The following is a 15,602-nucleotide window of genomic DNA, read 5'->3' as shown; positions in this document are numbered from 1 at the left end:
GCTAAGGTCAGACCCTCCCCTGCACGCCTGAACCGAGATGCGCATCGGCAATCGCGACCGCCAATGCGTCGGCGGCATCGGGGCCGGCAACCTTCGCTGCCGGCAGCAAGATCTTGATCATCGCCTGCACCTGGCGCTTTTCGGCAGCTCCGGTCCCGGTCACGGCTTTCTTCACCAGCCGCGTGGCGTGTTCGTTCACGGAAAGCCCGGCTGCCCCGCAGGCGGCGAGGATCGCCCCTCGCGCCTGCGCCAGCTTCAGGGTCGATTGCGGGTTCTTGTTGACGAACACTTCCTCCGCCGCCCCGCGGTCGGGCCGATATTCGGCGATGATCTGCGCCAGCTCCTGTTGCAGCGCGGCCAGACGCAGAGCCATCGGCAGCTTCGCATCGCTGGGGAACTGGCCATTAGCGACATGCACCAGCCGCGTCCCTTGCGATTCGACGATGCCCCAGCCGGTGCAGGAAAGCGACGGGTCGAGGCCCAGGATGCGAACCGGCGCGCCCTGCACGGGCAGGCTCATTCGGCTTCCAGACGCTCCATGATCTCGTCGCTGACCTCGTAATTGCCCCACACCGTCTGCACGTCGTCATCGTCGTCCAGAGCGTCAACGAGCTTGAACAGAGTGCCTGCGTCCTTCTCGTCCATGTCGACAGTCAGATTGGGCTTCCATGCCAGCTTGACGGTCTCGGCCTCGCCGAGGGACTTTTCCAGGGAGGTGGCAACCTCGTGCAAATCGTCGGCGGCGGTCCAGATCTCGTGCTCCTCCGCGCCCGACTGGATATCCTGCGCGCCGGCTTCCAGTGCGGCTTCCAGCACCTTGTCCTCGCCGCCTACGCTGGCGGGATAGACGATCAGCCCGAGCCGTTCGAAGCCATGCGCAACGGAACCCGACGCGCCCAGATTGCCGCCGTTTTTCGAAAAAGCGGTGCGGATGTTGGTGGCGGTACGGTTGCGATTGTCGGTCAGCGCCTCGACGATAATGGCCGAGCCGCCAGGGCCATAGCCTTCGTAGCGGATTTCCTCATAATCGTCGCCTTCATTGGCACTGGCCTTGTCGATCGCGCGCTGGATATTGTCCTTGGGCATCGACTGGCTCTTGGCCGCATTGACCGCAAGCCTCAGGCGCGGGTTCATGTCCGGGTCGGGCATGCCCATCTTGGCCGCGACGGTGATTTCGCGACTGAGCTTGGAAAACATCGCCGAGCGCTTCTTGTCCTGCGCGCCCTTGCGATGCATGATGTTCTTGAATTTGGAATGGCCTGCCATGTCGGTAATCGTCCAGTGTCCGGATTGAAAAGCAATCTGCAATAAGTTTCAGGGGTCTGCATTAGCCGCATGAGCGACCAAGTCTCAAGACCCACGGGCGATTTCAGTCTGCCCGCTACGTTTCGGCGTTTCACCGCCTTCCTTCGCCGCCCGGATATACCCGGTGCAGCCACGGGGATGAATGCGGTAACCCTGCGGCGCACGGGCATGCTCTACCTGCTCGACTTGTCGATGATGGTGCCGCTCATCCTCATCGCCTTCGCGGCAGAAACGCTGGGTCTGACCTTTCCCGACAACGCGCTGGAGGATCTGGATCTCGGGCCGCTGGAAATCATGTTCGTCGTGCTGCTCGTGCCGGCGCTGGAGGAAGCGGTATTCCGCGGCTGGCTTTCGGGAAGGCCCGCGCATGTTGTGCCGTTCCTGCTTGTTGCGGCCTCTTATGCTGCGCTGGCTGGCGGTCTGGTACCACCCCACCTTGCCGGGTTCGGCATATTGTTCGCAGTGCTGATCGCCGCGATTCTCCTGGCCGCCATGAATCAGGGGCAGCCGCCCTACGCTTGGTTTCGAGCGACTTTTCCGGTCTTCTTCGCCATTTCCAGCCTCAGCTTCGCGCTGGTGCACCTGTTCAATTACGAAGGCGCCAGTCTGGCCTACGCACTGCCGCTGGTCATACCGCAATTCATCGCCGGGCTGATCTTCGGCTATGCGCGCGTGACCTATGGATTATGGTCGGCCATTCTGCTGCATGTTCTGCATAATGGCACGGCCATCGGCACTATTCTGGCTTTCGGCGGGTGAGCCGTCAGATGCGGATCGCGGTGCCCGAAACGCTGACCATCAGCATCGATCCATTCTGGCCCAGAACTTCGTAGTCGATATCCACGCCTACCACGGCATTGCCGCCAAGCGCGCGTGCCTGTTCAGTCATGTCCTCGATCGCCTCGTGCCGTGCCCGGCCGAGGACTTTCTCATACTGGCCCGAACGCCCGCCAACGAGATCGGTGATGGAGGCGAACAGATCGCGAAACAAATTGGCGCCGACGATCACCTCGCCCGTGACGATGCCGAGATATTCCTTCGCCGGGCGCTGCTCCAATGTGGGCGTGGTCGATACGATGATGCCGTCGGAAGACGTGCTCCAGGGGCTGGCCATGTCAGTGCTCCTTGTTCCTCACTGTGGAGGCGGAGAGCATACAACACGAAAGGGCGCTTGCCAAAGCAACCGCCCCTTCGTGCACGCTGCCTCGCGCGGCTTCAGCCGAGGCCGAGCGCGGCCTTGTAGGTGTCGAGAATGGTTTCCATCTCGCTGCGATCGTCGGGCTTCATCTTCCGCAGTCGGACGATCTGGCGCATGATCTTGGGATCGTAGCCCACGGCTTTCGCTTCGGCATAGACGTCGCGGATATCGTCGGAGATGCCCTTCTTCTCTTCTTCCAGTCGCTCGATACGTTCGATCAACAGGCGCAGGCGGTCATCGGTGGCTTCGGCCATCTTGTGTCTCCGGATGATGGGGTCAGAATCGGTTGGCGGCGAGCCTTAGCGTGCCGCCCTGCCCGGGTGAAGGCCGCGCGGCCAAGTCTCGCGGGATAATTCGTTTTGCCGCTTCTGCCCGGCAGCGATCAGGCGTTCTTCGCCACGCTTTCTTCCATGCGGGCAAGCTGTTCGGGTGTGGCGGGCTGCTGGTGGCGCGCCTTCCACTCATCCATCGGCATGCCGTGGATCACTTCCCGGGCGGCGATTTTGTCCCCTTCGAAACCCGCATCGCGAATCCAGTCCGCCAGGCAATTGCGGCAGAAGCCCGACAGCCCCATCAGGTCGATATTCTGCGCATCGCTGCGATGACGCAGGTGGCGCACCAATCGGCGAAACGCCTGCGCAGCCACAGCATCGTCGATGGAGTCGAGCGGGTCTGCGGCTTTGTTGTTCACGGCTTCCATATCGGTTTCATCCTTGTCTTGCCCGGCCGCATTGGCATAGGCGCTGCGAATGGAAAAGCTCGCAGCGAAACGCTTTCAACCCCGTGGCCGCAAGGTCAAGATTCTCGCAACGGTGGGGCCGGCCAGCCGCTCGCCCGACATGCTGCGCAAACTGGTGCGGGCGGGCGCCGATGCCTTCCGCGTGAACATGAGCCACGGCGATCACGAGACCCACGCCGAAACCATCCGTGCCATTCGCGAGGTGGAGGCCGAATGTCATCATCCGATCGCCATCTTCTGCGATCTGCAGGGTCCGAAATTGCGGGTCGGCAAATTTGCTGGTGGCAGAGCGGTAATCCGCCATTCCGGTCATTTCACCTTGGATCGCAATCCTGAACCCGGTGACGAGAACCGCGTCGAACTACCGCATCCGGAACTGTTCGGCCTGCTGGAGAAGGGCCAGCGCCTGCTGATAAATGATGGCAAGATCAGGCTGCGTGTCATTCGCGCGAGCGAAGACGAGATCCTGTGTTCGGCCGAGGTCGGCGGCGTCATTTCCGACCGCAAGGGCGTGAATGTTCCCGACGCGGAAATTCCGATTCCGGCACTCACCGAGAAGGATCGAAAGGATCTGGCTTTCGCCATGCAGCACGGCGCTGACTGGATCGGCCTCAGCTTCGTCCAGCGCGGCGAGGACCTGGCCGAAGCGCGCCGCCTGATGGGCGGCCATGGTTCGCTCTGCGCCAAGATCGAGAAGCCGATGGCGGTGCATCGCCTGTCGGAGATCATCGAACTGTCCGATTCGATCATGGTGGCGCGCGGCGATCTGGGCGTGGAGCTCGACCCCGAGGAAGTGCCGCCCCTGCAGAAGCGCATCGTCAATGAAACGCGCAACGCGGGCAAGCCGGTGATCGTGGCGACGCAGATGCTGGAAAGCATGATCGAAAGCCCCACCCCGACCCGCGCCGAAGTATCCGACGTGGCCAACGCGGTCTATGACGGGGCCGATGCGGTGATGCTGTCGGCGGAGACCGCAGCGGGCGAATGGCCGGAAGAGGCGGTGGCGATCATGCACCGCATCGCCGCCCAAGTGGAGCGTGATGAGGCCTACCTGGCGCGCGTCCGCTTCCTCGATACGCCGCCCGACGCCACCACGGCGGATGCGCTGGCGCATAGCTGCATGACCATCGCCGATACGGTGCCGATTGCGGCCATCGTGGTATTCACCGGCTCGGGCTCCACCGCCCGGCGCGTCGCTCGCGAGCGGCCCAGCGTTCCGATGCTGGTGCTGACGCCCTCAGTAAAGGCAGCGCGTCGCGTTGCCCTGCTATGGGGCGCGCATGCGGTGACCACGCGGGATATAGGCAGTTTCGAAGAGATGATCGCCAAGGGCAAGCGCATGGCGCTGCGCCATGGCTTCGGCACTGCGGGCAGCAAGCTGATTGCCTTGGCCGGGGTGCCGTTCGGCACGCCCGGCGCGACCAATCTGCTGCATGTCGTCACCCTGGCCGGCGACGAGTTGAAGCGTCACAAGAGCTAGGCCGCGGCGGCGCGCTCCAGCCGTTCGCGGGCGGCTTGCTCACCGATGAGCGGCAGGATCTGCGCCATGTCCGGCCCCGATGTGCGTCCCGTGAGTGCCAGACGCAGCGGTAGGAACAGGGTCTTGCCCTTGCGCCCTGTCGCTTCCTTCAGCTGGCCGGTCCAGTCGCGCCAGGGATCGGCGGACCATTCGAGCATGGGCAAAGCCTCTGCCAGATAGGCGCGGTCTTCCGCATCCAGTTCGGGAGTGACCACCGGACCGGTGACGATCTGCCACCAATCCTGCGCATCGGCGAGTTTCTCGAGGTTTGGCCTGACCGCCAGCCATCCAGCCTCATCCATGCCGTCCGGAAGCCGGTCCTTTACCGTGCTGTAATCGAGGCCATGCAGTATTTGAGCATTGAGCCGCTCAAGGTCCGCCTCGTCGAAACGCGCCGGTGCGCGGCCAAAGCTGGCCAGATCGAAACTGTCCACGAGCACCTGCATGGATGCAATCGGCTCGACCGGCTGCGACGAGCCGAGACGCGCCAGCAATGACAGAACGGCCATCGGCTCAATGCCGGAAGCGCGCAGTTCCTCCACCCCGAGCGAGCCGAGACGCTTGGACAGTTTGCCCTCGCTGCCGACCAGCAAAGCCTCATGCGCAAAGGCGGGCGGGGCCGCGCCCAATGCCTCGAACATCTGGATCTGCACTGCCGTATTGGAGACGTGGTCCTCGCCTCTCAAAACATCGGTGATCCCCATCTCGATATCGTCAACCGCGCTGGGCAGCATGTAGAGCCAGCTATTATCCGCGCGTCTGACCACCGGATCGGACAGGAGCGCCGGATCGAACCGCACCGGACCACGGATCGCGTCGGTCCATTCGATCGGGCTCCCATGGTCCAGGCGGAAGCGCCAGTGCGGATGCACGCCCTCGGCCAGCCGGGCAGCGTGATCGGCCTCCGTCAGATCCAGCGCGGCACGGTCGTAGATCGGTGGGCGGCCACGACCGAGCTGTATCTTGCGCTTCAGCTCAAGTTCCTGCGCGGTCTCATAGGCGCGGTAGATCCGCCCATCTGCGAGCAGCCGTGCGAAAGCCTGCTCATACAGATCCTGACGCGCGGACTGCCGTTCCTCGCCGTCTGGCACCATGCCCAGCCACGCCAGATCGCGGCGGATTCCCTCGACGAAGCGTTCCTCGCTTCGCGCTGCATCGGTATCGTCGATCCGCAGCATGAAGCGCCCGCCCCGCTTCCGGGCGAGCAGGAAATTATGCAGAGCGGTGCGAATATTGCCGACATGCAGATTGCCGGTCGGCGAAGGGGCGAAGCGGGTTTTGGTCATGTCGCCGCCGATAGCCCAGCGCGGAGCCTATTGCGAGAACAAGGTAAGTGAGCGGCCCTCTCCGGAGATCACGATGCCATTGGCCTGCGTACGCCGGGCGCGGGTAGCCGCGTCGAGAGCTTCCACCATCGCCTGTTTCGCCGGCGGGAGCGCGGCAGCACAGGGCAAGCCTTGCGGTGATGCGGAAGGTGGTTCGGCAGTCCCGGCGGACGCACGGCTGGTTGTCAGTTCGCCTTTGTCATAGGCATAGTTCCACGCGATCTGCTGGCAATTGTCGAAGCTGATCGTGTCGGCGCCGACAGACAGGGCTATGCCAAACTCGGCGTTCAACGGTTCGCCATCCACTCCCGCGACCCGGTATTCACTGACCAGACTTGCGGGAGCCAGGAGTTCATCTGCAGACCCGCTCTGCTCTTGCTCTGCCGGGGTAGCGAGCGCATCGGCCGGTACATCGCGCTGGGATTGGTTGGGCGAGCCTGCGGAACACGCACCCGCAAGCATTGGCAGCAGAAACAGAATGGCACGCATGGGCAGTTCCTTTTCCCGCCTGATGCAAGCGGATGGAGATTACTGCAAAGAAAAAGGCCCCGTCGCAATCACGACGGGGCCTTTGTTTATCCAGCAGTGGAAGAGGTCTTATTCGCCCTCTTCCTCCTTCTCGATCGCATCGGGCTGTTCGGCCTGATCTTCGCGCAGGTAATCGCCTGCGTCGGCGTCGGTGCCGTGCGTTTCGCCTTCCATGTCCGCGAAGCTGGCATTGCCCGTAGCGGCCTCGGCGCCCTGCGCCAGTTCCGCTTCGTGCTCCGCCTCGGCATCCTGAGCAGCGATGATGGCTTCCTGGGCCTTCTTCCACTGTGCCTTGATGGCCGCGTCGCGCCCGCTGGCCGCGATCCGCATCCGGTTCATGCCCGCGCCGGTACCGGCAGGGATGAGACGGCCGACGATCACATTTTCCTTCAGCCCGATCAGCGAGTCCTTCTTTCCTTCGACCGAAGCCTGCGTGAGCACGCGGGTCGTTTCCTGGAAGGAAGCCGCTGAAATGAAGCTGCGGGTCTGCAGGCTGGCCTTGGTAATGCCGAGCAGGACAGGCTTGCCCTCGGCATGCTTCTTGTTGCGGCCGAGCTTGCCGTTCACCTCGTCCATCTCGGTCCGGTCGACCTGCTCGCCCGGCAGCAGAGTGGTATCCCCGCCATCGGTGATCTCGACCTTTTGCAGCATCTGGCGAACGATCGTTTCGATGTGCTTGTCGTTGATCTTCACGCCCTGCAGACGATAGACTTCCTGGATTTCGTTGACCAGATATTCGGCCAGCGCTTCCACGCCCATCACGTCGAGGATGTCATGCGGATTCGGGCTGCCCGAAATCAGCGTGTCGCCCTTCTTGACGAAGTCGCCTTCCTGCACGTCGATGACCTTGGTCTTGGGGACCAGGTACTCCACGGCTTCCCCTTCCTCGGGTACGATGGCGATCTTGCGCTTGGCCTTGTATTCACGAACAAATTCGATCTTGCCCGAAATCTTGGCAATGATCGCATTGTCCTTCGGAATACGCGCTTCGAACAATTCGGCAACGCGCGGCAGACCACCGGTAATGTCGCGCGTCTTGGCAGCTTCACGGCTGGCACGAGCGAGAATGTCGCCTGCTTCCACCCGCTGTCCGTCATCGACCGAAAGCGAGGTACCCGGCGCCAGCATGTAGCGCTGGGCATCGGTTTCGCCATCATCGGACAGCTTCTCGCCTTCGCCAAGCAGGGTGAGGCGAGGACGCAGCTCCTCCTTCTTCGCACGGCCGGTCGAACGGTTTTCCGTCACGACGCGCTGAGCGATGCCCGTTGCATCGTCAACGCGTTCTTCCATGGTCTTGCCGTCGATCAGGTCCTGGAAGCGGACGGTACCCGACTGTTCCGTGATGATCGGCAGCGTGAACGGATCCCATTCAGCCAGGCGGTCGCCTTCGGAAACCTTGTCGCCATCCTTGAACATGAGAACCGTACCGTAAGGCACCTTGTGAATCTCGCGCTCACGTCCCTGGGCATCGATGACGGCGAGTTCGCCGTTCCGCGCCATGGACAGGATGCGGCCCTTCTTGTCCACGATGGTCGGCATGTCGCGGTAGAGGATCTTGCCGTCCGAGATGGATTCGAGGTGGCTGGTTTCATTGAGCTGTGCCGCGCCGCCGATGTGGAAGGTCCGCATCGTCAGCTGGGTGCCCGGCTCGCCGATGGACTGTGCGGCGATCACGCCGACAGCTTCACCGATATTCACCGGCGTACCGCGGGCAAGATCACGCCCGTAGCATTTGCCGCAGACGCCCTGATCCGCTTCGCAGACCAGCGGCGACCGGATCTTGGCAGACTGCACTTCGGCTTCCTCGATGGCCTTGACCATCGGTTCGTCCACCAGAGTGCCGGCCTTCACGATGACTTCATCGGTTGCCGCGTTCTTGATGTCCTCGGCCGTGGTGCGGCCAAGGATGCGCTCGCCCAGCGAAGCGATCACGCTGCCGCCCTGAACGATCGCACGCATTTCCAGCATGTTGTCGGTCTTGCAATCCTCGGTGACGATGACGCAATCCTGCGACACGTCGACGAGGCGGCGGGTCAGGTAACCCGAGTTCGCCGTCTTCAACGCCGTATCCGCGAGGCCCTTGCGGGCACCGTGGGTGGAGTTGAAATATTCAAGAACGGTCAGGCCTTCCTTGAAGTTCGAGATGATGGGCGTTTCGATGATCTCGCCCGAAGGCTTCGCCATCAAGCCGCGCATACCCGCCAGCTGCTTCATCTGGGCCGGTGAGCCACGCGCACCGGAATGGCTCATCATGTAGATGGAATTGATCTGCGCTTCCTTGCCGTCGGCATCGATCGGGCGCGACTTGATCTCGTCCATCATGGCGTCGGCCACCCTGTCGCCGGTCCGGCTCCAGGCGTCGATCACCTTGTTGTATTTTTCCTGCTGGGTGATCAGGCCGTCCTGATATTGCTGTTCGTAGTCGGCGACCTGTCCCTTGGCCTCGCTGATCATCCCTTCCTTGCTGTCAGGAATGATCATGTCGTCCTTGCCGAAGGAAATGCCGGCCTTGAATGCGTGGCGGAAGCCCAGCGTCATGATGGCGTCGGCAAACAGCACCGTGTCCTTCTGACCGGTGTGACGATAGACTTCGTCAATGACGTCGCCGATGTCCTTCTTGGTCAGAAGGCGGTTGACGATGTCGAACGGCACCTTGTGATTGGTCGGCAGGCATTCGCCAATCAGCATTCGGCCCGGTGTCGTGATGAAGCGCTTGAGCTCGATCTTGCCGTTCTCATCCGCCTGCGGAACCCGAGTGATAATCTTGCTGTGCAGCGACACCGCGCCGACATGCAGTGCCTGATGCACTTCGGCCATGTCGCCGAAGCGGGGCAGCTTCTCGATCTTGTCGCCGTTTTCGCCGTCGAGATATTCGGGCGTCTTTTCCTGACGTTCCATCGACAGGTAATAGATGCCCAGGACCATGTCCTGCGACGGCACGATGATCGGCTTGCCGTTTGCGGGGCTGAGGATGTTGTTGGTCGACATCATCAGCACGCGCGCTTCCAGCTGCGCCTCGAGGCTCAGCGGAACGTGCACGGCCATCTGGTCACCGTCGAAGTCGGCGTTGAAGGCCGAGCAGACGAGCGGGTGCAGCTGGATCGCCTTGCCCTCGATCAGCACGGGCTCGAACGCCTGAATGCCGAGGCGGTGAAGCGTCGGCGCGCGGTTCAGCAGGACCGGGTGCTCGCGGATCACTTCGTCCAGGATGTCCCAGACTTCCTTGCGCTCTTTTTCCACCCACTTCTTCGCCTGCTTCAGGGTCATGGACAGACCCTTGGCGTCGAGGCGCGCGTAGATGAACGGCTTGAACAGCTCGAGCGCCATCTTCTTGGGCAAGCCGCATTGATGCAGCTTGAGTTCGGGGCCGGTGACGATGACCGAACGGCCCGAATAGTCGACGCGCTTGCCAAGCAAGTTTTGACGGAATCGGCCCTGCTTGCCCTTCAGCATGTCGGACAGCGACTTCAGCGGGCGCTTGTTGGCACCCGTGATGACGCGGCCACGGCGACCGTTGTCGAACAATGCGTCGACGGCTTCCTGCAGCATGCGCTTCTCGTTGCGGACGATGATGTCGGGCGCACGGAGTTCGATCAGGCGCTTCAACCGGTTGTTGCGGTTGATGACGCGGCGATAAAGGTCGTTCAGGTCCGACGTCGCGAAGCGGCCACCGTCGAGCGGCACCAGCGGGCGCAGTTCGGGCGGGATGACCGGTACGACTTCGAGGATCATCCATTCCGGGCGGTTGCCGGAATCGATGAAGCTCTCGACGACCTTCAGGCGCTTGATGATCTTGGCGGGCTTCAGCTTCGACTTGGTAGTCGCCAGCTCTTCCATCAGATCGTCGCGCTCCTGCTCGAGATCGAGATCCATGAGCATGGTCTTGACCGCGGCAGCGCCGATGTCAGCGGTGAAGGCGTCTTCGCCATATTCGTCCTGCGCTTCGAGGAGTTCATCCTCGGTCAGCAGCTGGAACTTTTCCATCGGCGTCAGGCCGGGTTCCGTAACGATATAGCTTTCGAAATACAGCACGCGCTCGAGCTGCTTCAGCTGCATGTCGAGCAGCAGGCCGATGCGCGATGGCAGCGATTTCAGGAACCAGATATGCGCGACAGGCGCGGCCAGTTCGATGTGCCCCATACGCTCGCGGCGCACCTTGGTCACCGTCACTTCGACGCCGCACTTTTCGCAGACGACGCCCTTGTATTTCATGCGCTTGTACTTGCCGCACAGGCATTCGTAATCCTTAACCGGACCGAAGATGCGGGCGCAGAACAGGCCGTCACGCTCGGGCTTGAAAGTGCGGTAGTTGATGGTTTCCGGCTTCTTGATCTCACCGAAGGACCAGGAACGGATACGTTCGGGCGACGCAATGCCGATCTGGATCTGGTCGAAGGTTTCCGGCTTGGAAATCTGGTTGGTGAATTTTGTAAGTTCGTTCATTTTTCAAATCCCTCGGGGGAAAATCCGGTGCAGGCAGTGGGAGCGGGCGGCCGCGCGCTGCAGCCGCCCCACTCTCTTATTCTGCCGCGATGGCGAGCCCGTCATCATCCTCGCCATCATCGAGCGATGACAGTTCGATGTTGAGACCCAGGCTGCGCATTTCCTTGACGAGCACGTTGAAGCTTTCCGGCACGCCGGCCTCGAAAGTATCGTCACCCTTGACGATCGCCTCATAGACCTTGGTGCGTCCGATCACGTCATCGGACTTGACGGTCAGCATCTCCTGCAGGGTGTAGGCCGCGCCATAGGCCTGCAGCGCCCAGACCTCCATTTCGCCGAAGCGCTGGCCGCCGAACTGGGCTTTGCCGCCCAGCGGCTGCTGGGTGACGAGGCTGTAGGGGCCGATAGACCGGGCGTGGATCTTGTCGTCCACAAGGTGATGCAGCTTCAGCATATAGATGTAGCCGACCGTGACCTTGCGGTCGAAGGCATCGCCCGTGCGCCCGTCGAACAGGGTGACCTGACCGGAACCGGGCAGGCCTGCCTTCTCGAGCATGGCGGTGACGTCGCCCTCACGAGCACCGTCAAACACCGGAGTGCCCATCGGCACGCCGTTGACGAGGTTGCCAGCCAGTTCGATCACGTCCTGCGGCGTACGGCTGTCGATATCCTCGTGATATTGTTCGCCGTAGATGTCTTTAAGCTTGTCGATCACCACCTGCGGCGGCTTGGCATTCGCCATGTCCGCCTCGGCATTCGGATTGGCTTCGCGCCATTCCTCCAGTGCCGCCGTCACCTGCTGGCCAAGACCACGCGCCGCCATGCCAAGATGGGTTTCGAAGATCTGCCCCACGTTCATGCGGCTCGGCACGCCCAGTGGATTGAGCACGACGTCTACCGGCGTCCCGTCTTCCAGGAACGGCATGTCCTCGGCTGGCAAAATGCGGCTGATGACACCCTTGTTGCCATGGCGGCCAGCCATCTTGTCGCCCGGCTGCAGCTTGCGCTTCACCGCGACGAAGACCTTGACCATCTTGAGCACGCCGGGCGCGAGTTCGTCCCCGCGTTCCAGCTTCTCGCGGCGATCCTCGAACTTGTCGTCGATCCGCTTCACCGCTTCGTCATACTGAGTCTTCACGGCTTCGATCTGGCTCTGCTTGCCATCGTCCGCGACGGCAAACTTGAACCATTCGTGACGTTCGATCCCGTCGAGCATCTCCTCGGTGATTTCCGAACCCTTCTTCACTCCCTTGGGCGCAGCAGAAGCGGTCTGGCCGACGAGCATGTCGCGCAGGCGATTATAGGTCGCCCGGTTGAGGATGGCGCGTTCGTCCTGACTATCCTTGCGAAGGCGTTCGATTTCCTCGTTCTGGATGGCACGGGTACGATCGTCGATTTCGATACCGTGACGGTTGAAGACGCGAACCTCGACCACCGTGCCGGCAACACCCGGGGGCAGGCGAAGCGAGGTGTCACGCACGTCGCTGGCCTTTTCACCGAAGATCGCCCGCAGCAGCTTCTCTTCCGGCGTCATCGGGCTTTCGCCCTTGGGCGTGATCTTGCCCGCCAGGATATCGCCCGGATGCACTTCCGCGCCGATATAGACGATGCCCGCTTCGTCGAGGTTGCGCAGGGCTTCCTCGCCGACATTGGGAATGTCGCGCGTGATGTCTTCGGGCCCGAGCTTGGTATCGCGGGCCATGACTTCGAATTCCTCGATATGGATCGAGGTGAAGACGTCATCCTTCACGATGCGTTCGCTGATCAGGATGGAGTCTTCGTAATTGTAGCCATTCCAGGGCATGAAGGCGACGAGGCTGTTGCGCCCCAAGGCCAGTTCACCAAGGTCGGTGGAAGGACCGTCGGCAAGAATGTCGCCCTGCTCGACCACGTCGCCCACCTTCACCAGCGGACGCTGGTTGATGCAGGTATCCTGGTTCGAACGCTGGAACTTCTGCAGGGTGTAGATGTCCACGCCGGACTGGCCGGCCTCGACATCGCCCTGTGCGCGGATGACGATACGGGTTGCGTCCACCTGGTCGACGATACCGCCGCGCGTGGCGGAAATCGCGGCGCCGGAATCGCGGGCCACGGTCTCTTCCATGCCGGTGCCGACGAAAGGCGCTTCCGCCTTCACCAGCGGCACGGCCTGGCGCTGCATGTTGGAGCCCATGAGCGCACGGTTAGCGTCATCGTTTTCCAGGAATGGAATGAGCGATGCCGCGACCGAGACCAGCTGCTTGGGCGAAACGTCCATCAGCGTGATCTGATCGTTGGGCAGCATGACGAACTCGCCACTTTGACGCGCCGAGACGAACTCTTCCACGAAGGAACCATCGTCATTGAGAGCTGCCGAAGCCTGCGCGACGGCGTGCTTCTGCTCTTCCATTGCCGACAGATAGACCACATCGCTGGTCACCTTGCCGCCGTCGACCTTGCGGTAGGGCGTTTCGATGAAGCCGTATTTGTTCACGCGGCTGAAGCTGGCGAGGCTGTTGATCAGACCGATGTTCGGGCCTTCGGGCGTTTCGATCGGGCAAATACGGCCATAGTGGGTCGGATGCACGTCACGGACTTCGAAGCCTGCACGCTCACGCGTGAGACCGCCGGGCCCAAGAGCCGAAACGCGGCGCTTGTGCGTCACTTCCGAAAGCGGGTTCGTCTGGTCCATGAACTGCGACAGCTGCGAGGATCCGAAGAATTCGCGCACGGCGGCAACGGCGGGCTTGGCGTTGATCAGATCGTTCGGCATGACCGTCGATACATCCACGCTGCTCATCCGCTCCTTCACCGCGCGTTCCATGCGCAGCAGGCCAACGCGGTACTGGTTCTCCAGCAATTCGCCGACCGAACGGACGCGGCGGTTGCCGAGATTGTCGATATCGTCGACCTCGCCCTTGCCGTCCTTCAGATCGACCATTTCCTTGACCACGGCGAGGATGTCTTCCTTGCGCAGAGTAGTCACAGTATCTTCGGCATCGAGGCCGAGGCGCATGTTCAGCTTCACACGGCCGACTGCGGAAAGGTCATAGCGTTCGCTGTCGAAGAACAGGCCTTCGAACAGGGCTTCGGCAGTTTCCTTCGTCGGCGGTTCGCCGGGGCGCATCACCTTGTAGATCGCCTCTAGACCCTCGTCGCGGTTCTCGGCCTTGTCGGCCTGCAGCGTGTTGCGGATCCAGGGGCCGGTATTGACCTCGTCGATGTCGAGCAGTTCGATGCGCTCGATGCCGGCCTTGTCCAGCGCTTCGAGATTGTCGGGCGAAACTTCGTCGCCTGCCTCAATGTAGATGCGGCCCGTGCTTTCGTCGATCATGTCGCGCGCGGCATAGCGCGCGAAGATTTCCTCTGTCGGGATCAGCAGCGTGTCGAGCCCGTCCTTCGCGGCCTTGTTGGCGGCGCGGGGGCTGATCTTCTGGTTAGCGGGGAACACTTCCTCGCCCGTCTTCGCATCAACAAGCGCGAAGCCCGGCTTCTGGCCGCGCCATTGCTCGGGCACATAGGGCATCTTCCAGCCTTCGCCGGCCGAGCCCGAAACCCGTTCCCACGTCACCGTTTCGTAGAAGGTGTTCAGGATGTCCTCGGCATCAAGACCTAGGCCGAACAGCAGCGAGGTGACGGGCAGCTTGCGCTTGCGGTCGATACGCACGTTGACGATGTCCTTGGCGTCGAATTCGAAGTCGAGCCACGAGCCGCGATAGGGAATGACGCGGGCGGCGAACAACAGCTTGCCCGAGGCATGGGTCTTGCCGCGGTCATGGTCGAACAGAACGCCCGGCGACCGGTGCATCTGGCTGACGATGACACGCTCGGTACCGTTGATGATGAAGGTGCCGTTGCCCGTCATCAGGGGCATGTCACCCATGTAGACGTCCTGCTCCTTGATATCGAGAACGGAGCGGGTTTCGGTTTCCTGGTCGACTTCAAACACGATCAGGCGCAGCGTCACCTTCATCGGCGCTGCATAGGTGATGCCGCGCTGGCGGCATTCGGTCGTGTCGAACTTCGGCGGCTCCAGCTCGTAATGAACGAAGTCCAGCTCGGCGGTGCCGGCGAAGTCGCGGATCGGAAAGACGGAGCGCAGCGTCTTTTCCAGACCGGACACATAGTCGATCGACGGGTCGGAGCGCAGGAACTGCTCGTAGCTTTCGCGCTGGACCTCGATCAGATTCGGCATTTCCACCACTTCGTGAACATCGCCGAAGATCTTGCGGATGCGCTTCTTCGCGCTGCCATGAGCCGTCTTCGAGACATTGCCGGAGGAGCGGGGAGCTTTCGCCTTGGTCGCCATAAGGTGATTCGCCTGTCAGATAGAGCCGGCGACGGAGCGCCACCGGCGATAGAATTCTTGCCATGCACGTCGTAATGCCATGATCGCGAACGCGGCAAAGCCGCAGCTTCCGGCACCCTTTTCAGGGTGCTGCTGCGGCAGTGGCCTCGCGACGTTGGATAATCGCTGCTTCCTTCCCGGGCCACCCCCGCGCATGGGGCGCCTTGCTCGAAGCGTTGCGACAGGTGGTGACATAGAGAGCCTGCCCGCCGCTGTCA

General features: G+C 62.1%; 11 protein-coding genes. 2 read left to right on the top strand and 9 right to left on the bottom strand.

The window, feature by feature from the left end:
* Window positions 1-7: 7 nt before the first annotated feature.
* Entirely contained in the window at window positions 8-520 is a 513-nt protein-coding gene (ruvC, locus tag G7A66_RS11735) for a crossover junction endodeoxyribonuclease RuvC (protein ID WP_174295828.1), read from the bottom strand.
* Entirely contained in the window at window positions 517-1,266 is a 750-nt protein-coding gene (locus tag G7A66_RS11730; protein WP_174295827.1) for a YebC/PmpR family DNA-binding transcriptional regulator, read from the bottom strand. The genes ruvC and G7A66_RS11730 overlap by 4 nt, the downstream gene beginning before the upstream one ends.
* A gap of 69 nt (window positions 1,267-1,335) precedes the next feature.
* Here G7A66_RS11730 and G7A66_RS11725 point away from each other — a divergent pair, with 69 nt between their 5' ends.
* Window positions 1,336-2,064 carry a CPBP family glutamic-type intramembrane protease gene (locus G7A66_RS11725; RefSeq protein WP_174295826.1) on the top strand — a complete coding sequence of 243 codons (729 nt, stop codon included), beginning with the start codon at window positions 1,336-1,338 and terminating at the stop codon, window positions 2,062-2,064.
* 4 nt (window positions 2,065-2,068) lie between these two features.
* Here G7A66_RS11725 and G7A66_RS11720 read toward each other — a convergent pair whose 3' ends face one another.
* The 3 genes from G7A66_RS11720 to G7A66_RS11710 form a co-directional block, all read right to left on the bottom strand.
* On the bottom strand, window positions 2,069-2,419 hold the full coding sequence (locus G7A66_RS11720) for a heavy metal-binding domain-containing protein (protein ID WP_174295825.1): 351 nt from the start codon (window positions 2,417-2,419) through the stop codon (window positions 2,069-2,071).
* Window positions 2,420-2,520: 101 nt separating this feature from the next.
* Entirely contained in the window at window positions 2,521-2,757 is a 237-nt protein-coding gene (locus tag G7A66_RS11715; RefSeq protein ID WP_174295824.1) for a DUF2312 domain-containing protein, read from the bottom strand.
* Window positions 2,758-2,885: 128 nt separating this feature from the next.
* The gene (locus tag G7A66_RS11710) at window positions 2,886-3,203 is read right to left on the bottom strand and encodes a DUF1244 domain-containing protein (protein WP_174295823.1); all 318 of its coding nucleotides are present in this window, start codon (window positions 3,201-3,203) and stop codon (window positions 2,886-2,888) included.
* Between the two features lie 49 nt (window positions 3,204-3,252).
* Here G7A66_RS11710 and pyk point away from each other — a divergent pair, with 49 nt between their 5' ends.
* Window positions 3,253-4,722, top strand: a complete 1,470-nt coding sequence (gene pyk / locus G7A66_RS11705; protein ID WP_174295822.1) for a pyruvate kinase — start codon at window positions 3,253-3,255, stop codon at window positions 4,720-4,722.
* On the opposite strand, the gene gltX is transcribed toward pyk, so the two are convergent.
* The 4 genes from gltX to rpoB form a co-directional block, all read right to left on the bottom strand.
* On the bottom strand, window positions 4,719-6,047 hold the full coding sequence (gene gltX / locus G7A66_RS11700) for a glutamate--tRNA ligase (RefSeq protein WP_174295821.1): 1,329 nt from the start codon (window positions 6,045-6,047) through the stop codon (window positions 4,719-4,721). The two genes, pyk and gltX, sit on opposite strands and share 4 nt — an antisense overlap.
* A 27-nt stretch (window positions 6,048-6,074) precedes the next feature.
* Window positions 6,075-6,575 carry a hypothetical protein gene (locus G7A66_RS11695; protein ID WP_174295820.1) on the bottom strand — a complete coding sequence of 167 codons (501 nt, stop codon included), beginning with the start codon at window positions 6,573-6,575 and terminating at the stop codon, window positions 6,075-6,077.
* Between the two features lie 108 nt (window positions 6,576-6,683).
* A complete protein-coding gene (gene rpoC, locus G7A66_RS11690; RefSeq protein WP_174295819.1) occupies window positions 6,684-11,057 on the bottom strand; it encodes a DNA-directed RNA polymerase subunit beta' in 4,374 nt (1,457 codons plus the stop codon).
* A gap of 76 nt (window positions 11,058-11,133) precedes the next feature.
* Window positions 11,134-15,345: a DNA-directed RNA polymerase subunit beta gene (gene rpoB, locus G7A66_RS11685; protein ID WP_174295818.1), complete on the bottom strand. Its 4,212-nt coding sequence runs from the start codon at window positions 15,343-15,345 to the stop codon at window positions 11,134-11,136.
* Window positions 15,346-15,602 lie beyond the last annotated feature (257 nt).

The sequence above is a fragment of the Alteripontixanthobacter muriae genome (assembly GCF_013336795.1).
Lineage (GTDB): Bacteria > Pseudomonadota > Alphaproteobacteria > Sphingomonadales > Sphingomonadaceae > Pseudopontixanthobacter > Pseudopontixanthobacter muriae.
Note: the sequence above shows the minus strand (reverse complement) of the source record. Positions and strands in the feature narration are given on the sequence as shown.

Coding starts and splice junctions, on each gene's coding strand:
- ruvC (WP_174295828.1), bottom strand. CDS start 520: ATGAGCCTGCCCGTGCAGGGCGCGCCGGTTCGCATCCTGGGCCTCGAC.
- G7A66_RS11730 (WP_174295827.1), bottom strand. CDS start 1,266: ATGGCAGGCCATTCCAAATTCAAGAACATCATGCATCGCAAGGGCGCG.
- G7A66_RS11725 (WP_174295826.1), top strand. CDS start 1,336: ATGAGCGACCAAGTCTCAAGACCCACGGGCGATTTCAGTCTGCCCGCT.
- G7A66_RS11720 (WP_174295825.1), bottom strand. CDS start 2,419: ATGGCCAGCCCCTGGAGCACGTCTTCCGACGGCATCATCGTATCGACC.
- G7A66_RS11715 (WP_174295824.1), bottom strand. CDS start 2,757: ATGGCCGAAGCCACCGATGACCGCCTGCGCCTGTTGATCGAACGTATC.
- G7A66_RS11710 (WP_174295823.1), bottom strand. CDS start 3,203: ATGGAAGCCGTGAACAACAAAGCCGCAGACCCGCTCGACTCCATCGAC.
- pyk (WP_174295822.1), top strand. CDS start 3,253: ATGGAAAAGCTCGCAGCGAAACGCTTTCAACCCCGTGGCCGCAAGGTC.
- gltX (WP_174295821.1), bottom strand. CDS start 6,047: ATGACCAAAACCCGCTTCGCCCCTTCGCCGACCGGCAATCTGCATGTC.
- G7A66_RS11695 (WP_174295820.1), bottom strand. CDS start 6,575: ATGCGTGCCATTCTGTTTCTGCTGCCAATGCTTGCGGGTGCGTGTTCC.
- rpoC (WP_174295819.1), bottom strand. CDS start 11,057: ATGAACGAACTTACAAAATTCACCAACCAGATTTCCAAGCCGGAAACC.
- rpoB (WP_174295818.1), bottom strand. CDS start 15,345: ATGGCGACCAAGGCGAAAGCTCCCCGCTCCTCCGGCAATGTCTCGAAG.